The 18,737-nt window shown below is 71.7% G+C and carries 17 protein-coding genes and 1 riboswitch; of the genes, 5 read left to right on the top strand and 12 right to left on the bottom strand.

The annotated features are described in order from the left end of the window. The 4 genes from AC08OT_RS10345 to AC08OT_RS10330 all read left to right on the top strand — a co-directional run. Positions 1–481 (top strand): hypothetical protein (locus AC08OT_RS10345; protein WP_476602762.1); only part of this gene is annotated, 481 nt, incomplete at its 5' end. Between the two features lie 111 nt (positions 482–592). Next, positions 593–2,857 (top strand): SDR family NAD(P)-dependent oxidoreductase, encoded by a 2,265-nt coding sequence (locus AC08OT_RS10340; RefSeq protein WP_476602761.1) that lies wholly within the window; start codon positions 593–595, stop codon positions 2,855–2,857. Continuing rightward, positions 2,857–3,015: a hypothetical protein gene (locus AC08OT_RS10335; RefSeq protein WP_476593212.1), complete on the top strand. Its 159-nt coding sequence runs from the start codon at positions 2,857–2,859 to the stop codon at positions 3,013–3,015. The genes AC08OT_RS10340 and AC08OT_RS10335 overlap by 1 nt, the downstream gene beginning before the upstream one ends. Beyond that, the gene (locus tag AC08OT_RS10330; RefSeq protein ID WP_476595891.1) at positions 3,016–3,180 is read left to right on the top strand and encodes a hypothetical protein; all 165 of its coding nucleotides are present in this window, start codon (positions 3,016–3,018) and stop codon (positions 3,178–3,180) included. Positions 3,181–3,441: 261 nt separating this feature from the next. Here the strand turns inward: AC08OT_RS10330 and AC08OT_RS10325 are convergent, their stop codons facing one another. Continuing rightward, positions 3,442–4,170, bottom strand: a complete 729-nt coding sequence (locus AC08OT_RS10325) for an RNA-guided endonuclease InsQ/TnpB family protein (protein WP_476593210.1) — start codon at positions 4,168–4,170, stop codon at positions 3,442–3,444. Next, positions 4,167–4,589: an IS200/IS605 family transposase gene (gene tnpA, locus AC08OT_RS10320; RefSeq protein WP_476593209.1), complete on the bottom strand. Its 423-nt coding sequence runs from the start codon at positions 4,587–4,589 to the stop codon at positions 4,167–4,169. Before tnpA ends, AC08OT_RS10325 begins: the two co-directional genes overlap by 4 nt. A gap of 194 nt (positions 4,590–4,783) precedes the next feature. Here tnpA and AC08OT_RS10315 point away from each other — a divergent pair, with 194 nt between their 5' ends. Then, a complete protein-coding gene (locus tag AC08OT_RS10315) occupies positions 4,784–6,241 on the top strand; it encodes an acyl-CoA synthetase (RefSeq protein ID WP_476602760.1) in 1,458 nt (485 codons plus the stop codon). Positions 6,242–6,280: 39 nt separating this feature from the next. On the opposite strand, the gene AC08OT_RS10310 is transcribed toward AC08OT_RS10315, so the two are convergent. From AC08OT_RS10310 to AC08OT_RS10265, 10 genes are all read right to left on the bottom strand, one after another. Beyond that, positions 6,281–8,233: an ABC transporter ATP-binding protein gene (locus tag AC08OT_RS10310; RefSeq protein ID WP_476593207.1), complete on the bottom strand. Its 1,953-nt coding sequence runs from the start codon at positions 8,231–8,233 to the stop codon at positions 6,281–6,283. Continuing rightward, the gene (locus tag AC08OT_RS10305) at positions 8,211–8,723 is read right to left on the bottom strand and encodes a lasso peptide biosynthesis B2 protein (protein WP_462186037.1); all 513 of its coding nucleotides are present in this window, start codon (positions 8,721–8,723) and stop codon (positions 8,211–8,213) included. The genes AC08OT_RS10310 and AC08OT_RS10305 overlap by 23 nt, the downstream gene beginning before the upstream one ends. Continuing rightward, positions 8,720–9,037, bottom strand: coding sequence for a lasso peptide biosynthesis PqqD family chaperone (locus AC08OT_RS10300; protein ID WP_476593206.1), 318 nt, complete (start codon positions 9,035–9,037; stop codon positions 8,720–8,722). The genes AC08OT_RS10305 and AC08OT_RS10300 overlap by 4 nt, the downstream gene beginning before the upstream one ends. A gap of 22 nt (positions 9,038–9,059) precedes the next feature. After that, entirely contained in the window at positions 9,060–10,931 is a 1,872-nt protein-coding gene (locus AC08OT_RS10295; RefSeq protein WP_476602759.1) for an asparagine synthase-related protein, read from the bottom strand. Between the two features lie 11 nt (positions 10,932–10,942). After that, positions 10,943–11,053 carry a lasso RiPP family leader peptide-containing protein gene (locus tag AC08OT_RS10290; RefSeq protein ID WP_476593204.1) on the bottom strand — a complete coding sequence of 37 codons (111 nt, stop codon included), beginning with the start codon at positions 11,051–11,053 and terminating at the stop codon, positions 10,943–10,945. 274 nt (positions 11,054–11,327) lie between these two features. Continuing rightward, positions 11,328–12,176: an AfsR/SARP family transcriptional regulator gene (locus tag AC08OT_RS10285; RefSeq protein WP_476593203.1), complete on the bottom strand. Its 849-nt coding sequence runs from the start codon at positions 12,174–12,176 to the stop codon at positions 11,328–11,330. Positions 12,177–12,388: 212 nt separating this feature from the next. Continuing rightward, the gene (locus AC08OT_RS10280) at positions 12,389–13,156 is read right to left on the bottom strand and encodes a peptidoglycan-binding protein (protein WP_476593202.1); all 768 of its coding nucleotides are present in this window, start codon (positions 13,154–13,156) and stop codon (positions 12,389–12,391) included. A 481-nt stretch (positions 13,157–13,637) separates the two neighbouring features. Beyond that, positions 13,638–13,791: riboswitch (cyclic di-AMP (ydaO/yuaA leader) on the bottom strand. A gap of 599 nt (positions 13,792–14,390) precedes the next feature. Continuing rightward, a complete protein-coding gene (locus AC08OT_RS10275) occupies positions 14,391–14,855 on the bottom strand; it encodes an alpha/beta fold hydrolase (protein WP_476594560.1) in 465 nt (154 codons plus the stop codon). A gap of 698 nt (positions 14,856–15,553) precedes the next feature. Next, entirely contained in the window at positions 15,554–15,910 is a 357-nt protein-coding gene (locus AC08OT_RS10270) for a four-helix bundle copper-binding protein (protein ID WP_476594561.1), read from the bottom strand. A 320-nt stretch (positions 15,911–16,230) separates the two neighbouring features. Continuing rightward, positions 16,231–17,580, bottom strand: a complete 1,350-nt coding sequence (locus AC08OT_RS10265; RefSeq protein ID WP_476602758.1) for an amidohydrolase family protein — start codon at positions 17,578–17,580, stop codon at positions 16,231–16,233. Positions 17,581–18,737: the final 1,157 nt, after the last annotated feature.

Here is an 18,737-nt window from a genome sequence, read left to right as displayed (position 1 = left end):
CCCAGACGCCGACGCCCAGAGCACCGAGAGTACCCAGAGCACCCGGGACGCCCAGAACACCCGCGACGCCCGCGACACGGTGGCCGCGGCGGCGTCCCGTGCCGGCCGCCCCGAACCCGACGCCCTCCTCACTGCCCTGGCCGAACTGCACGTCCACGGCGTCGACGTCGACTGGCGCGCCCTGTACCGAGGACGCGGCGCCCGGCACCGGGAGCTGCCCACCTACCCGTTCCAGCGCAGGCGCTACTGGCTCGACGGGACCACCGCCGTCCCCGCGCCCCGTAGCCCGACCGTCGGGACGGCCTGCGCGGCAGGCCCGGACGGCTGGTCCTACCGCACCGAGTGGCGGCCCCTGGACTCCGCGGACGTCACCACCGCCGTGACGGCCCAGGCCACCGCGGCGCCACCGCTGTCCGGCGTGTGGCCGGTGCTGACCCCGGCCGCCGGCGTTGACGAGGACATGCTCTCCCGCCTCTGCTAGATCATCGAACGCCTCGGCGGCACGGCCGTCACCCTCACCCTCACCGGCGACGACGCCGACCGCGCCCGGGTCGCGGCGCTGCTGTCGAACGCCGTACTGCTGTCGAACGCCATGCCGCCGTCGGGCGGCGGCCTCGCCGGGAAGAAGATCGGGAAGAAGACGGTGCAGGCGGTACGCGGCGTCCTGTCCCTGCTCGCCCTCGACGACACGCCGCACCGCATCCATCCGGCACTGACCACCGGGCTCGCCCTCACCGTCCCGCTCGTCCAGGCGCTGCACAACCTCGACGTGCCCGCACCGCTGTGGTGCGTCACCCGCGGCGCGGTCACCACCGGTCCCGACGACCCCGTCACCGCCCCGGACCAGGCCATGATGTGGGGACTCGGCCGCACCCTCGCTCTGGAGGACCCCAGCACCTGGGGCGGTCTGATCGACATCTCGACCGACCTCGACGATCAGACGCTGGCGTGGTTCGGCTCCGCCCTCACCGCCCCCGGCGGCGAGGACCAGCTCGCCGCCCGTGCCACCGGGCTGTTGGTACCCCGCCTCGTCAGGGCCGACACCGTCCTACCAGCCGACACCGTCCCACCAGCGTGGCGGCCCCACGGCACGGTCCTGATCACCGGTGGCGCCGGCGCCCTCGGCGCGCATGCCGCCCGCCGGCTCGCCCGCGACGGTGCGCGCCGGATCGTCCTCGTCAGCCGCCGTGGCCCCGCGGCTCCGGGGGCGGAGGAACTACGCGCCGAACTCGCCGCCCTCGGCGCCGAGGCGATCATCGAGGCCTGCGACGTGGGAGAGCACGAACAGCTCGCCGCTCTGCTGCGGAGACTGGCCAAGGCGGGCCTGCCGGTGTCCGCCGTCGTACACGCGGCCGGTGTCATGGGACAGGTGACCGCCCTGCACAAACTCGATCTCGGGGAGTTCGCGGAGGTCGTGGCCGGGAAGGTCGCCGGCGCCGCCGGCCTCGACCGGCTACTCGACGGGATCGACGGGATCGACGGCACCAGGCTGGAGGCCTTCGTCCTGTTCTCGTCGGTGTCGGCGACCTGGGGCAGTGGCGGCCAGTCCGCTTACAGCGCGGGCAACGCCTACCTCGACGCCCTCGCCGCGCGGCGGCGCGCGCTCGGTCTCGCCGCCACCTCTGTCGCATTCGGCCCGTGGGCCGACGCCGGAATGGGCGCCGAGGCCACGTTCCGTGACTACCTGGGCCGCCGTGGCCTGACCCCGCTGCCCCCCGACGCAGCGGTCACCGCGCTCACCCGGGCGGTCGCGGGCGGGCAGGCCGCGCTCACCGTCGCCGACGTCGACTGGGAGCGCTTCCTCCCACCCTTCACCGCCGCCCGCCCTGGGCATTTCTTCGACGATCTATGGAGCCGGTCCACGACGGCCGGACCCGAGGGGGACGCCGAGCCGACCGGCACCGACGCGCCCCCCGCCCGAGTGGACTACGGGACGCTGCCCGGGCCCGCCCGCGCCCGCGCGCTGTTCGACCTCGTGCGGGCGGAGGTCGCGGCCATCCTCGGGCACCCGTCGCCCGACGACGTGGACCCACAGCGCCGCTTCCTCGAACTCGGCTTCGACTCACTGGCCTCGGTGCAGCTCAGCCGCCGACTGGCCGCCGACTGGCCGCCGCCACCGGCCTCACCCTGGCCACGCCCGTTGTCTTCGAGCATCCGACGGTCTGCGAGCTCACCCGCCATCTCGACGCCCTCGCCACCCAGCGCCACCCAGCGGCACCCAGCGGCACCCAGCGGCACCCAGCGGCACCCGGACATCGTGCCCGGCAGGCCCCCCGCGCGGGCCGGGACGCAGGTCGCGCCGATCGGCGTGCGCGAGCTGTACCGACAGGCGTGCACGGACGGCAAGTTCGCCGAGGGCGTCGGTGTCCTGCGGGCCGCCGCCCGGCTCAGGCCCGTCTTCCGCACCGTCGAGGCCTTCGGCGCGCCCGCCGCGCCGGTGAGACTCGCCTCGGGTCCGGCCAGGCCCACCATCGTCTGCCTGCCCTCGATGATCGCCCCGTCGGGACCGCACAACTTCGCCCGCCTTGCCCTGCACCTGCATGGCCGGCGGGACGTGTACGCGCTGCCGCATCCCGGATTCGGCGACGGGGAGCTGCTTCCGGCCACCGCGGATCTCGTCGTTGACCTGCATGCCGAGACCATCGCCCGGGCGTTCGACGAGATCCCCATCGTGCTCGCGGGTTACTCCTCGGGCGGCTGGCTGGCACATGCGATCGCGGCCCGGCTGGAGGCCCGCGGGATCCGCCCGGGGCGGTGGTGCTGCTCGACACGTGGCTACCCGGGGACCGCATCCCCGAGGGCGACATCCAGGAGGAGCTTCGCGGCGTCGCCCTCAACGACCAGGCCTTCGCGCTGATGACGGAGGCACAGGTCACCGCGCAGAGCGCCTACCTGGACCTGTTCGAGGGCTGGCGGCCGACCACCGTCGACGCGCCGGTCGTCCTCGTCCGGGCGATGGAGCGCATGCCCCAGCAAGCGGTCGCCGAGAACCCTGACGGGGAGGGCCAGGCCTGAGTGACCGACTGGGTGATGGAGCACGAAAGGCTCGACGCCGCCGGCAATCACCAGACGATGATGAACGAACACGCCGCCTCCACCGCCGCAGTCCTCCACCAGTGGCTTGCAGAACTGGGCCGGCCCACGGAACCGGACCGGCCCACGGAACTGGAGCGGCGCTGATGCGGTGACCGGTCTACCCCCGGGGCCCTCGGGTCACCGGACCTCGGGTCACAAGGCGGCCAGCGCCGGCCTGAGGACGCGTTCGTAGAAGTCGCAGAAGCCGCCCTGATCTGGACCGATCTGGAGCAGGGCGACTTCGGTGAACCCGGCGTCGGCGAACCGCCGGATCCCCGCGACGAACGGCTCCGGGTCGGGCCCGTGCGGGATCTTCGGGGCAAGATCCTCCGCGTGACTACTCCGACGTCTAAAGGCGCCGGCTTCTCAGGCAGCTTGCGCTGCCTGAAGGGCCAGCCCGGCCCTGAGGATGTTGGTAGCCGCGTTGACGTCAGCGTGCGCGCTGTGGCCGCATGCCTGACAGACAAACGCGGCCTGTGTTCTGCGGTTCCCGGCGGCGCAGTGGCCACATTCGGCGCAGGTACGGGACGTATTGGCGGGTGGCACCCCGACGACGGCCCGTCCGGCGCTTTCAGCCTTGGCGTGCAGCACGGTGAGGAACACCCCCCATCCCGCATCGAGGATGCTCTTGTTCAGCCCCGTCTTGGCGGCCTGCCCGTTCGACAGGAAGACACCGGGCGTCTCCGGGTCGGGCCTGGGCATGATCCGGCGGGTCATGCCCTTGATGTTCAGGTTCTCCACGGCGATCAGGTCGTGGTCGCGGACCAGCCCGAGCGCGGTCTTGTGGGCGAGGTCGAGACGCTGCCGGACGACGGCGCAGTGTTGCGCCGCGACCCGCGCGACGGCCTTGCGGCGCCGCTTCGAGCCGCGCTGCTTGCGGGACAGGTCCCGCTGCGCGGCGGCCAGCCTGCCCGCCGCCCGCCCGGCGAACCGGGGATTGCCGTAGCGGACCGTCGTCCGGCTCGGATGCCGGTAGGCGTCGCGGCGTTCCTGAAGGGCGGCGTTGTAGAGCGCCCGGTGGTCGTCGAGCATCGCGCCCAAGGCGGCTGTCTGGTGGCCGGTCGGGCGGAGCTGGAACCTGAAGGTCCGTCTCACCGGGCGGCTACCGGCCGCCACGGCCGTTCGTTCTGCGTGTCGATGTACCGCCGGACCGTGTCGGCGGAGACCGCGCCGACAGTGGCGACGAAGTACGACCGCGACCACAGGGTGGGCAGCCGGGACCGCAGGTGCGCGAACTCGGCGCGCAGCACGTGGGACGTGAAGCCCTTCACCTGGTTGGCGATGTACGACGGGGCGTGCTTTGGATGAGCCTTCACGAACAGGTGCACGTGGTCAGGTGCGATCTCCAGCGCGACGACCGGCCAGTCGTGCTCGGCGCACTTCTCGCGCAGCAGCGCGTCCAGCCGGTCACGGACCGGGCCGACGAGTACCGGCCTGCGATATTTGGGGCACCAGACGACGTGATAGCCAAGGTTGTAGGCCCCGCCCGCGCCCGTCGTCACCCACCGCCCCACGCCACCGACTATATCAGCATGGCCGGCATAACCGTTACAGTCCGTACCGGATTCCCCTGTCGCCTGAAAGCGACACTCCCCCCGGAGGCGACTGGTGGTTCGATGCTCCGGCTGTGAATCGACGCGCACAGCACCTCGGCGGCGGTCTGGGCGGAGCTGAGCGTCGATGGGTTCAGCCATGGGATTATGACGGAGTGACGCTGTTCCCACTGCCAGCCGTCGAGCACGACGGCCCCGCCGTCCAGGTCGGGGAGGTCGAGTTCACCCGCGCCGAGCTCTTCGCGGCCGCGTCCGTCGTCGCCGGTCGGGTGGCCGGCGCGCCGGCGGTGGCCGTGCACGCCGAGGCGACGATGGCCACCGTCCTCTCGGTCGTCGGCTGCCTGCTCGCCGGGGTGCCGGCGGTACCCGTGCCGCCCGACTCCGGGCCGCGTGAACGCGGTCACATCCTGCGCGACTCGGGCGCCGCCCTGCTGCTCGGCAGCCCCGCCTGGGACGACCTCACGATCCCCACCGTGCCGGTCGATCTCACCGCACGGTCGGGGGCTGCCGGGTCCACGTCCGGGTCCGGGTCCGGGTCCGGGGGGACCGGACCGGCGCTCATCCTCTACACCTCCGGGACGACCGGAGCCCCCAAGGGCGTGGTGCTGTCCGCCCCGGCCATCGCCGCCGATCTGGACGCCCTCGCCGACGCCTGGGCCTGGACGCCCGAGGACACGCTCGTGCACGGACTGCCGCTGTTCCACGTCCACGGCCTGGTCCTGGGTGTGCTCGGGGCGCTGCGGGCCGGCAGCCGGTTGATCCACACCGTCCGCCCGACCCCGACGGCGTACGCGGCGGCCGGGGGGACCCTGTACTTCGGCGTGCCGACCGTGTGGTCCCGGGTCTGCGACGATCCGACCACCGCTCGCGCCCTGGCCTCGGCCCGGCTGCTCGTCTCGGGCAGTGCCCCCCTGCCGAGGCCGGTGATCGACCGGCTCGCCGGCCTCACCGGCCTCGCCCCGATCGAACGGTACGGGATGACCGAGACGTTGATCACTATCAGCGCCCGAGCGGACGGGGAGCGCCGGGCGGGCTGGGTCGGCACCACCCTGCCGGGAGTGCGGACCCGGCTCGTAGACGACGAGACGGGGGCCGAGCTGCCCGCGGACGGGGAGAGCATCGGCGAGCTGCAGGTCCGCGGTTCCACCCTGTTCGACGGGTACCTGGGGCGCCCGGAGGCCACCGCCGCGTCGTTCACCGCGGACGGCTGGTTCCGCACCGGCGACGCCGCGGTCGTCGCCCCGGACGGCCACCACCGAATCGTCGGGCGCCGATCCACCGACCTCATCAAGAGCGGCGGTTACCGGGTGGGCGCGGGCGAGGTCGAGGCCGTGCTGCTGGCCCACCCGGCCGTGCGCGAGGCCGCCGTCGTCGGGCTGCCGGACGACGACCTCGGGCAGCGCATCGCCGCCTTCGTCATCGCCCCCGGCCTGGCCGGTGCGGCGGGCGGGACACCGAGCGAGACGACGGCGAGCGAGGCGCTCATCGACTTCGTGGCGCGGGAGCTGTCCATCCACAAGCGGCCCCGGGAGATCCACCTGGTGACCGAGCTCCCCCGCAACTCGATGGGCAAGATCCGCAAGTCCGCCCTGGCTCCCCCGGAAACGCCCTGAGGGCAGGTCACGGCGTCGAGGAGAGCGTGCTCGGGGCGCTCACCCCACCGGGGCGGGAGGCCCTGCGGTCCCTGCTCGCCCGCGCCCTGGCGGGCTGACCGGCCCGGCGGGGCTGGCGGGACCGGCCGGCAGGCCCGTGGCGAGGCCGCGGTAGAACGCGCTGGTCGCCATCAGCTCCTCGTGCGGGCCCTGCGCGACCACGCGGCCCTCGTTCAGCACGAGGATGAGATCCGCAGCCCGCACCGTGGAGATCCGGTGGGCAATGACCAGCAGTGCCCGCTTGGCGGCGATCCGGCGCATCGCGCGGGTGAGCGCCTGCTCGTTGACGCTGTCCAGCTGGGCCGTGGGCTCGTCCAGGAGCAGCACCGCGGGCTGAGCGATCAGCGCGCGGGCGATCGCGACCCGCTGCCGTTCCCCGCCGGAGAGCAGCACACCATGATCACCAACCGGGGTCCGGAGCCGCTCGGGCAGCCGGTCGGTGAAGTCCCGCAGCCCCGCCGTGGCCAGGACCGCGGTGATCTGCTCCTCGGTCGCCTCCGGCGCCGCGTAGGTGATGTTGTCCCGCAGGCTGCCGTGCAGCACCGGGGTGTTCTGCTCGACCAGCCCGACCCACCCGCGGGCGGTCGCGCGGGGCATCGCGCGGACGTCGTGGCCGGCGAAGAGGATCATTCCGGCGTCCGGCTCGTAGAAGCGCTCGACGAGCTCCAGGATGGTGGACTTGCCGGCACCGGACGGCCCGACCAGCGCGACGTGCCCGCGGGACGGCACCGTGAACGACACCCCGCGCAGCACCGGCGTCTCCGCGTAGCCGAACCAGACGTCACGGAACTCGATCGACGGCACCTGCGGATTCGGCGGCTCCCTGCGTGACAAGGACAAGGATGACACTCGTGACGAGGGTGAGGGTGACAACGGTGCCGGCGGGCGCGTCCCGCCGGGGGCCGCGGCCGCCACGGGGCGCAGCGGACCGTGCACCGGCTCGTCGTCGCCCTCCCGGGGCAGCGCGAACACCGCGTTGACCCGCGACAGCGCCCCCATCCCCCGCTGGATGGTCGCCGCCGCCTCGATGATCTGCGACAACGGCATCACCAGGTAGGTGGCATACAGCAGGAAGGCGACCAGGCTGCCGAGCGAGGCCGAACCGCGCGCCACCAGGATCCCGCCGACCAGGAGCACGACCAGCACGCTTCCCTGCACCGCGAGCTGCATCGCGGGGGCGATGATCGAGTCCAGCTTCGCCATCCGGATGCCGGCCTGGTATGCGGCCGCGGCGTGGTCGCCGATGCGCGCGGCCTCCCGCCCCTCGGCGCGGTTCGCCCGCACGGTACGGATCGCGGTGAGGGCGCGCTCCAGGTCGGCGGTCATGCCGCCGACGCTGGCCTGCCCGCGTTCGGACACCGTCCTGATCCGGGACAGCGCGCCGAGTACCACGACCCCGGCCACCGCCACCACCCCGAGCACGAGCAGGAACAGCCAGGGGTTCAACCAGATCATCAGGGCGACGGCGCCGACGACGCCGATCACGCTGGTGACCAGGGAGGTGAAGCTGTACGCCACCGCCTCCCGCACCACGGTCGTGTCGGTATTCGCGCGGGAGATCAGATCCCCGATCCGCCGCGTGTCGAACACCCGCATGCGCAGCCGCAGCAGGTGGCCGATCAGGCTGGTGCGCAGGCCGAGCAGGACGCCCTGGCCGACGCGCTCGAGCAGGTAGTGCCCGGCGGTGTCGATCATCGCCTGGCCGACGAACAGACCCAGCAGCGCCCCGATGAGCCAGCCGGGAATACCCCCCGCCTGCGCAGCGTCGATCACCCGCATCACGAGCAGCGGTTGGAGCACCCCGACGGCGGTGCCGACCACGGTCAGCGCCGTGGCGATCGCCACCGCCCCGCGACGGCCGCGCAGCAGCGCCCAGAGTTCCGCGACGCCCCGCAACGCGGGCCCCCGGGCAACTCCCTGGCCCTCCCCCTCAACGACGTACGCCCTCGTCACGAGGCACGCCCCTTCCGCGAAGCCCGCCACTCCCACGAAGCCCGCCCGCGCGACGCGGCCCGGTTCCCGTTCCCGGACCGACGCTGAGCAGCGGCCGCAGGTAGCCGGCCGGCATCGACTCCCCCACGATCACTCCGTCCGCCTCGACCCACGCGTGCGCGGCGAACGGCGCGATGGTGCGCACCCCCACACGCCACGTCGGGAACGTTCCGGTCAACCGGCACAGCAGGGCGGTCGCTATCGAGCGGGGAACGCAGCCCCGCGCGCCGCGGCAGGTGAGGCTCACGGCTGTCACCGCCTGCCGGGCGGCGAGCGCGGTGTCATAGTCGGCCGGGCGGGCGCCCGCGCCCACCTCCGTGAGCACCCGGCAGATGCGGGCCGGCGACTGGGTCGCGAGCACCCGCGCGATCCCCACGGCGACCAGCGCGCCGAGCCGACGAGCGAGGGACGGTTTCGCCTCCGGCCGCTCGACCACCATCGGCGCGGTCACCGGGCCTGCGCCCGAGGATCGCAGACCGCCTCGGTCTCGGGTGACCATCGGGGTTCGGGCTCAGCCTCGATGAGGCCCACGTCCGCGAGTTGGGCGAGCAGACCCTCCACGTCGCGGCGCGCCGTCTCCGGGTCAACCTCGCTGGCCTCACACAGCCCGCGGGCGGCGGCTGCCGTGTCGCCGCCGTCGAGCAGGATCCGCAGCACCAGGGCACCCGAGGGGTTGAGGGTCCAGTACCGGCCGTTGTCGATATGGAGGAGCACCGCTCCGTACTCGGTCGGCGCCCACACTACGTCAGGCCGCAGCGTCACCATGATCACTCACTCCTCCGGTAGCTCACTCACTATCTCCGGTAGCGCAGTCAGGGCTCCGCCGGCTCGCGAGCACCCGCAGCCACGCGTCCACCGCGAACGTCGGTTGCAGCGCCTGGTGGCGATGACCAGGTACGGACGAAGATCGGCACGCCTGGCGCAGCGCGTCCGGCTCGATCAGGCCGAGATCGGCCAACGGGCTGTCATCGCACAGCTTCACCAGGACGTCCTGGCTGGCGCGCAGGCCCTGATCCGCCTTGGTCTCGCGGCGCAGGCATTCCTGCGGCACCACCCGGCGCATGGCCTCCTTCAACAACGGTTTGTACTCCCACGGACCGGTGCGCTCCTCGGGCCGCACCGCCAGCGCCGCCCGGACCACCCGATCGTCGAGGAAGGGGGCGGCGAGCGGCGGGCCGACCGGATCGGCGAGCTGGTCGAACAGCCGGAACACCGCCGCGCCGGCGCGGATGGCGAAGAGATCGGCGTGGCCGTCCCGGGTCTCGGCCAGCGGCCAGGCGCGCCGGGCGGCCTCCGCGAACGCTCCGGCCAGCAGGTCGAGGGCCGCCGGCGTGAGCCAACCCGGGACCACAGGCGGAAAGGCCCAGTCGAGCGGGGCCAGGACGCCCGGGTGGGATCGGCCGAAACCGGAGGAACCGGAGGAACCGGCCGGACGGTGGGCCTGGTCGACCGTGGCGCGGCGGGCCTGGTCGAGCGCATCGGCCATGTCGGCGAGGCAGTCCCGGTAGCCGCGCGGCCACATCATCCGCAGACACGCCATCCGCGGCCAGCCCTCCTGCGCTCGGTGTCCGCGCAGGTCGTGCAGCGCCCGCCAGGGCCGGCGGCGCAACAACCGGGGGAGGTAGGCGGGACAGCCATAGGCGACCTCGTCGCCACCGAACCCGGTGAGGTGCACCCGCGGCCCGTACAGCGCGACCCGGTCAAGACCCGCGCGCAGCTTCGCCCGGTCGACGATGCCGACGAACGGCCGGTCGAGCGGTTCGTCGGCGTCGGCAATGCCGTCGTAGACGAGGGGAAGCCCGGCGGCGGGCAGGACCTCGCGCGTGACGCCGGGGAGCGTGGCCGCGGCCCGCGCGGCCCACTGGGCGTCGTCGTCACCGGGATCGCGGGCGATCCCGGTGAGCGCGACCACGTCGGCGGGGCCGCGCGCGGCCAGGCAGCACACCGAGGTGGAGTCCAGCCCACCCGACAGATCACAGCTCACCGTCCCGCCGCCGGCGACCCGCGCCGCCACGGCCTCGGCGAGAGCCGCCCGCAGGGTCGGCGCCCCCTCCGCACGGGACCGCACCGGTGCCGGTCGACGCCACCACCGCAGGACAGTCGCCTTCTCGTCAGGGCCGACGAGAAGGTAGTGATCCGGGGGCAGCGCGTCGATCGACTCCCAGAGCACCAGGTCGTCGAGCGGATGGGGCGGTGACGGGTCGAGCGGCGACAGAGCCAGCGCCGCCCGGTTCAGCGGGGCGCCCGTGAGCCGGGCGAGCACGTCGGCGCGGTCGGCGGCAACCAGCTGGCTGCCCAGCCGGGCGGTGAAGACCCGCCGGGTTCCCGTCGGGCTGCCCTGGATACGACGGTGGCCGTCGATGTCGGCGATCACGTGGTAGTCGCCGGCCACCGCGCGCGCGAGGTCGAGAGCATGCACGTCACGGGCCGAGAGAAGCAGCCGCAGGAGCTGTCGCGCGTTGGTCGCGGCACACCCGATCAGGGCCAGTCGCGAGCGCCCGGCGACGGCACTGACCATGGCGTCGTCCGGCCAGTTGCCGACGATCCACGGCCGCCCGGAGGCGTACCGCAGCATGCGACGGACCCCCGGCGGACGCACGACGGGATCACGGTCGGCCAGCACCAGAAACCAGCAGGACGGAATCGGGACCACCGCCACCCCGGCCGCCGTCACGCAAAACGCCGCCAGAAATAGTCACGCCCCCAGCCCCAGCGGCCGTTCGTCACTGCGGCGAAGCTGCCGGCATCCTCCAGTCGCGGGGGGAGGTAGGTAGCCTTCATCGTCTTCTCCTCAGCGGTTTCCGCGCGCCCGCGCTGTGACGCGCACCCTTGCGACGCGCACCGGTGGCGATACACGACGGCGCCGCGCCCGTGGCGCGGGCGCCGGCCAGCTGGTCCGGCCCGTCTGGTTGAAATTCCCCCGCCGGGTTCACTGGCGGTTCAGCTGACCTCCGGTGGTGAATTTGGGGGACCTGAGCACGGTCTGCGGTCCCTGGACCGTGCTCAGGTCCCCATAACTCGGCCGCCGCACGACTCGGCCGGAACGGCCGTGGTATCAGGTGATCCACGAGTCCGGATTCAGTACATGCTGATGGGCACGCCGCAGTTCGACACCGGGCTCGATCCCGAGTTCGGTCACCAGCCGCCGGTAGACCGTCTGGTACTCGGCCAGTGCCTCGGCCCGCCGGCCGGTGTGTTCCAACGCGAGGATCAGTTGGGCCCAGAGACGTTCCCGGGTCGGATGTTCGACCGTGAGCGCCCGCAGGGTCGGCAGCACCCGATCGTACTCGCTGAGGGCCAGGCGGGCGTCGATCAGGTCCTCGCACACCGCCCAGCGAGCCTCCTCCAGCCGGAGGACCTCCGCGCCTGCGATCTCCGCCGGGAGCTCGTCGAACGCGTCCCCCCGCCACAGCGCGAGGGCACCTTCGAAAAACCCGGCGGCGCGTTCCGGTGAGCCGGCACGCACGGCGGCGCGGCCCTGCTCAGCGGCCGATTCGAACCGCTTAGCGTCGATCTCACCGGGCGCGACGACCAGGCGGTACTCCCCCGGCCGGCTCTCGATGCGCCCGGGGCCGTTCCCCCCGGCTCCGGGCGTGCCCAGGGGCGGCCCGAGGGTGTGCCGCAGCTCCGAGAGATAAGTCTTGATGTTGCCCCCAGCGGAGCGCGGCGGGGCATCCTGCCAGAGCGCGAGCCGCATCCCGTCCACACTCACCCACTGGCCGGCGTGCAGCAGCAGGGTCAGCAGCAGGATGCGCTTCTTGCGCTGGTCGATGCGGACCTGCTCACCCGAGGATCGCCGCACCTCCAGCGGTCCCAGGACCGCGAACAGGAGGCCGGCCCCGGTCGCGGAAGATGCGTTCGGACTCGCCTCAGATAGGTAGTCGTCGAGCATCGTGGCTCTCATCGATCGGGCCCCCGTTTCGGTTTTCCCGTGCGGGCCGGCTGGTCCCGCCCGGGCCGGTGCCATCTCCCGGCCCGGTGCTGGCCCGGTGGCTGAATACCCCCAGCTCACCCCGGGTAGTCATCCGGTGCATGCGGATATCGAGCAGCGCTCTCGGGCGGGTCGGGAACACCGCCCGACAGCGCCGGCGCCCGGTCGGCGGGCCTCGATCAGGGTCAGATCCCGAGCTTCGCCCGCGTCTGCGGCCCGACGATCCCGTCGACCACCAGACCGTGCTTCAGCTGGAAGTCCTTGACCATGTGGTTGGTCTGGTACCCGAACTTCCCATCCACGCTGATCGGGTAGCCAAGGCTGGCTAGCCTCTTCTGGATCTGGTGGACGTCGAGGTGGAACCTGAGGCCGATGGCCAGCGACGGGTAGCGGGCCGCAGGCGCCACCACGGCCGCACGCGCCGGGGCAGCCGCACGCGCCGGGGCAGCCAGCGAGGAGTAGGAGACGTTCGTGAACCGTGCGCCGCGCGAGACGGCCGCCGCCGCTGCCTGTCCCCGGGCCAGGTAGCGGTAGTGCATGCCCTTGGTGTAGGCGCTCCAGGCGGTGATGCCCTGGCCTTCACAGACCTTCTTCGCCGCCCAGGCGTTGACGGTTGGGTCGTAGAGGTTGCGGTTACCCACCCAGCCGGCGTGGGCCCGCATGTTGATCTGCCACAGGCCGCGCGAGTCCTCGCCGGAGGTGGCGTGGGCGTAGGGGTTGCCGCCGGACTCCGCAAGAGCCACCTCGACCCAGGTGGCCAGCGGGACGCCGCGGCAGCCGGGCAGTCCCGCGTTCGCGGCCGCGCTGGCGATCGTCACATCGGGGACCGTGGTGGCAGCCCTGGCCGGGCTCGCGGTGGCGAGCATGCCGGCGCCGGCGCCGATCACACCGACGGCGGCGACAACGGCGCCCCGGGTCCGGGTGGAATTTTTCCGATGCTTTCCCTTGGCCATTTCTTTGACATCTCATTTCGGTGTCGTCGAGCACAGACTAGTGATCGAGGGGAGGGATGCCGCTCGAAGGAGGGCGAGCGGAGACGACCGCGCTGGAGAAGAGCAGCACCCAGTGCCGGTCCCCCGGTGCGCCGAGGGTCCGTCCGGGGACGACCGATCGACGCACCCTGAGGATTCCGGGGTCGATGGGCTGAGCAGCCCGGCAGGCGGCCGCGGTCATTCCGTTCCGGGCCTGGCGGGCCCGGTGGACGGCAGGGGTCAGCCGACCACGGATGACGAGGTCAGGTGGCTTTCAGCCGAGCTGGTGGTATCGCGCGTCAGCGCGATCGGCCGGTACGGGCACCGACCGGATGGCACGTTCTCGCGAAGACGTCAGGGCGAGAACGGCGCCCAATATGGCGGGGACGCACCGCGGGTCGCGCCGAACGGCGTCACGGTCCAGAAGACCGGAGCCGAGCGTTCCTGAAACACAGGCAACGTCGAGTCCTTCCCGTACGCCTGCGAGGTTAGCTGTCGGGTTCGGGCCGGGAAGCCCGGCCGTTTCCGCGGCGTGCGCGTAACGGCTTAACCCCAAGGGCGGCCCGCAACGAGCCACCCGGAGGAACGTGGTTCCCCCGCTTCTGCCCAAGGTCTCTCGGAGGGAGCTCCGGACCGTGGGCAGAACTCGGCGTCGGCCCGGAGCTGTTGATACCTCGCAACCGTAGCGAACTACAAACCGTAGTGACAAGTACGAGTTGCGCCGAATCTGGGCGCATGTTGGTCACGATACGTGCATAACGCTGCAGTGCCGCAACTCTCGGACATCAATAGCAGCTACCGGTAGCGACACAGATCACCCGTCACGACCGGATCTTGGCGATATGACCGGCCTGTCGCGACGGGGACCGGTAGTCACGGGGACCGGTAGCCACGAGGACCGGTAGTCACCGGGACCGCCCGGCCGCCCGGCAATCCCTGCGCCCCCGCGCACCCCGGCAACCCCCGGCGGGCGGGAAACTTGGACCGGGGGTCGGGTGGCGTGTGGGCGGGTACGCAAACGCGAACGGTGCCGGCTTCGAGCCGCAGACTCGAAGCCGGCGCCGTTGGAAAACAGACGACGCGGTACGGGACGGACGATGGACCCGCGTGATTCGCGCCGGCACCCGCCAAGGAAACGCCTGCTGAGCGCTTGGGACTCCCGCGGAGGCACACCCCGATCGGAGCGGCACGCGGGCGCGCCCGGCACCGGGCGAGATCAGTCGAGCAGCCGGTCCCGCTGCCGTTGCCGTGGGGCCAGCCGCGGGGCACGGAGGTTCTCGAGGAACAGCAGGATGTACGCGCCGACCGCACGCCGACCGGGGCCGGCGAGCACGCCACGCCCCCCGGGTAGCGACGCCAGCCGGGCCCGGCGCGCGGTCCGCGTCATCATGCGCACCAGCGCAAGCGGGCTGACCTCGTCTCGCTCGGCGTGGAACAGTAGGACCGGCAGGTCGGGCAGCGACCGTGGGATCGGCTGTCCCGGACCCTCGCCCGCGATCTTTCGGTACACCAGCGGCAGGTCGAGCAACACGAGGGCATCCGGCCGGACGGCTGGCGAACCGGCGCCGACCAACGCCCGCAGGGCCCCGCTGTCCGAACCCAGCAGGATGAACGGACCCTCGGGGGCACGCGCCTCACCAAGGGCGAGGACGGTGTCTCTCCCGTGGTCGAGAAACGTCACCTGATATCCGTCGAGCGCGAGCCGGAAAGCCAGGCCCTCGAAATGTTCAGCGGATTCTCCCCGACCGGGGAGAAGGACGACATTGGCTCTTCTCGAGTGGGTTGGATCACCGCTGGGCCAGTAACGGGTTCCCGGCCCCCCACATATCCATTGGGGCGCGGATAAACGTATGCTGACGAAACCAGGGACGACACAGCATGCTCCGATCGGAAACCGTCCAGAGATGTACCCGGTATTGACCGGACATCGATACCGAGGCAGCTGGCGTCCACGCAGGCAATGACGATCTGGAGACAGACCTATCGAGCGGCCATGCATAAGGAGAACGCCAGAGAGAACACCGAGCGAGGGAAAGCCGAGGAGGCTAGTAAAGCACGTGAATTGGCCGGGCCGGATAACCGGACGAGGCCACTCGCAGGAAATCGATGTGGCCACGGATGACCAGGGGGGTCCTCCGATTCACCCAGGAGGACATGACCATATTCTGCCTATCCGACGGCTACCTGTCAACATGGTCAATATTGTTACTCAGGTGTTTCACCCCATGTCCGCCCGAGGATACGTAACCGTAGCCACCAATCGTGACCGAGGCCACGTGGCACGTGGCACGTGCCGCCGCACAGCTGCACGGCCCCGGACGTCGGGGCGGAGTCAGGTGATCGCCGGCTACGCCCCGGCGCCGTCGGGCCGGACGCCGCTCAGGCGGCGGCGCCCACCATCGTGTTGCAGCTCTCCGCGCAGGATCGGCATGCGCCGGCGAGCTTGGCGAGCTGCTGATCCTGCGGCATCCTCTCGCACATCTCAGCGCACATCACGCAGATCCGCGCGCACATCGCGCACATTTCCCCGTGCATCGGCGACATCCGGCACATCATGTCGGCGCAGATCCTGGTGACGGCTGCGCAGTCCATCATCAGCCGCATGTTCGCCGACTCCATCATGGCGCCCGGCATGTCCATGCAGTAGGAGATCGTCTCCTCGCACAGGGCCGAGCAGGACATACACTCCTCGATGGCCTTCCGCATGTTCTTATTGATCATTTCAGCGTGCTGCATGAGAACCCTCCAGGCATTGGAGACGCGGCACCCAGTACCAGCAAATGACCCGGGCCACCTGACGTCAGCCGGCAGCAAGGCCCCTACGACAATAGCTTTCGGGGGCCGATCCGCATCTCGGTCAATCGCCGTCCCAGGGCGGATCCGACGAAAGCCCGCGAAGCCATACTAAGAATTCGTAATGAAGTAATTAATGCAAGCCAATATGCGTCTTCGCAGGTCACGGGCTCGCGAGGACCCCGAAGTAAACAAGTTATTTCATTCCGAATCCTAAGGGTATTTCTTTTGATATTTCGTGAACATTCTAGAAAACGGGAGAGTCAGCTGGACGGCGACGCCGCGGGCCGCTCGGGAGCGATTCTCGGCACCTCTTCCATCACCATGGTGGGGCGGACCAGGTTCCCGGGCAGCCGCGGGTGGGGCAGCACCGCACGACCGCCAAGGAACACCCCGCTCACGGCGCCCGGCCGCTCGAAGACCGACAGGTCCCCGGGGTCCGCGTCGAGCAGGATCGCGTCGAAGGCGGAGCCGACGGCGATACGGCCGGCTCCCTCCCCCAGTCCGAAGAGCCGGGCTCCGGTCGCGGTCGCGGCGAGCAGCGCCTCGGGCGGAGTGAGCCCGGCGCGGCGCAGCCGGCTGATCTCGGCCAGGTTCATGCCGTGCCGGGTGCGGTGCCGGGCGTCGCTGCCGAGCGCGATCGGCACCCCCGCCGCACGGGCGACCGCGATCGTGCCGGCCAGCGCGGCCTCGGTGGCCTCGGCCCGGTCCACCGCCCAGCCCGGCAGCACTCCGGTGGCCGCCAGCGCCGCCAGGTCCTGGTAGGGCGACAGGGTGGGGACGAGCGTCACCCCGGCGGCCGCCGTGGCGGCCGCCACGGGCTCGGTGAGCCCGATGCCGTGCTCGATGGACCGCGCTCCGGCGGCGACCGCGGCCTCGATCGACCGCTCGCCCAAGGCATGCATCATCACCGGGCGTCCGTACCGCCGGGCCTCCGCGACGGCGGCCGCAAGCTCCACCGGGCTGAACTGCGGCTCGGGCTGCCCCGGCCGGGCGGACATCACCCCACCGCTCGCGTAGATCATGATCCAGTCCGCACCCGCACGCAGAACGCCCCGCACCGACGCCGGCAGGCTGCCCGCCTCGGTAACGGTATGCGGGAGCCGGCCGGGATAGTCCGGCATGAGAACATCTTCGGCCGACTCCAGCCCGGGACCGATGATCGCCCCGTCACCGTGCCGCCCGGACCGGCTCAGCCCGACGACGGACACGGCGAGCCGCGGTCCGGGCACGGTGCCCGCGCTGACCGCGTCCCGGATGCCGGCGTCGGCGCCGCCGGCGTCCCGCAGGTGTGTGACACCGGCCGCCAACGACGCCCGCAACGCGGCGGCGGTCTGCAGGACCCGCGTGGACAGCGACGCCGTCGCCAGCTCGAACGGATCATAGGTGGACTGCGTGACGTGAGCGTGGCAGTCGACGACCCCTGGCATCAGCCACAGGTCGTGGGCATCAACGTCGACGGCGTCCCGGTCGAGGCCTAGTCGCGTGCCGACCGCATGGATGATCCCGCCGCCGACGGCGACGTCGGTCGGCTCACCGAAGCGCCCGGTCTTGTCGAGGACGTGCACCCCCCGCAGGACGAAGGCCTCGGCCGCCTCGGATCGTCCGGGCACCGTCGACCGCTCGGACTCGGAGCGGCCGGACTCGGACCGTTCCGTCGCGGTGGATCGCCCGTGCGCCGGAGGCTGCTCCGGAGTCAGGGATTGTTCCGATGATGCCAGGGGATCGGTCATGGCCAGCGCCGTTCCTGCCGTTGACGACGACCTCCAGCGCCTCGTTCCGGCCGGATCGAGCATCGACCGACAAACGCGCGGAGGCGGATGTCAGATCGAAGGTCGAGGCCGGGGTGCGGAAGGTCCGGATGTTCCGGAGGTCATCCGGAGGTCAACGGGGACAGGCCGCCGTGTTGACGCGGCAGGTGTCGATGTGACGGCGATGAGTGAGTTCGGCCGCGCGGCCACCCGGCTGAGGCCACGGCGTCGCCGTGATCCCGCACCGGTCGTCCGACACGACGTCTCCTTGTCTCCCACTCGCTCCCGGATTCACTCGCTCCCGGATAACCGCGCTCAGTGTCATCCGTCACACTCCACCGTAATCACCGGTCCCGGATGACGCAAAGGGTCGAAGGACGAGCCGGTCAGGTCCGCTCACGGGCGAGCAACTCGTAGGAACGGACGCGATCCACGTGCTCGTAGGCGATCGTGGTGATCACCGGCTCGTCCGCGCGCCCAGGCAATGGCACACGATCGGCCTGCGGCGTTGACGGCAGGTTGACCGCCGTGATGAGATCATCCGGTGTTCAGTCCGGCCGTTCTCGTTACGCGTGGCCACGTTGACTTCTCCCTGGTGAGTTCCGCCATCTGTACCGCGCGCTGAGCCGCGCGGCGGACGCGCTCGTCCCGGCGCACCCTCAGCGCGTTCCCGAGATCCACCGCTCCGGTCCGCTCCCTCGGCCTGGCCGGCCATTGAGCCGACGCGACCGGAGGCCGGCGCGACCAGCACCCCCCTCTCCTCACCTCGGCGCCCGCCGACCCGGAGGGCATGCCCGCATGCCGGTTCGACATCCGACGGCGTCGACATCCAACGGCGTCGACGAGCCCGACGCGGCACCCGGACCCCGAGCACCGATCCTGGTGAAATGACCGTGCCGGCCAGCCAGTGCCGGCAGGGATGTACCGGCGCGGATCCACCCGCGCAGCTCCACCCGCGCACGTATGTCCCCGTGCGACCGGCACCTCCTCCCGCAACATCACCTTGTTCCATAGGGATC

The organism is Frankia sp. CgJB1 (genome assembly GCF_977947065.1).
The sequence above is the reverse complement of the archived record's forward strand: the minus strand, read 5'-3'. Positions and strand labels throughout refer to the sequence as shown.

Bases quoted from the DNA above. Each gene is read 5' to 3' on its own strand.
- AC08OT_RS10340 (WP_476602761.1), top strand. From the start codon at position 593: ATGCCGCCGTCGGGCGGCGGCCTCGCCGGGAAGAAGATCGGGAAGAAG.
- AC08OT_RS10335 (WP_476593212.1), top strand. From the start codon at position 2,857: ATGACGGAGGCACAGGTCACCGCGCAGAGCGCCTACCTGGACCTGTTC.
- AC08OT_RS10300 (WP_476593206.1), bottom strand. From the start codon at position 9,037: ATGGTGACGCTGCGGCCTGACGTAGTGTGGGCGCCGACCGAGTACGGA.
- AC08OT_RS10290 (WP_476593204.1), bottom strand. From the start codon at position 11,053: ATGAAGGCTACCTACCTCCCCCCGCGACTGGAGGATGCCGGCAGCTTC.
- AC08OT_RS10285 (WP_476593203.1), bottom strand. From the start codon at position 12,176: ATGAGAGCCACGATGCTCGACGACTACCTATCTGAGGCGAGTCCGAAC.
- AC08OT_RS10280 (WP_476593202.1), bottom strand. From the start codon at position 13,156: ATGGCCAAGGGAAAGCATCGGAAAAATTCCACCCGGACCCGGGGCGCC.
- AC08OT_RS10270 (WP_476594561.1), bottom strand. From the start codon at position 15,910: ATGCAGCACGCTGAAATGATCAATAAGAACATGCGGAAGGCCATCGAG.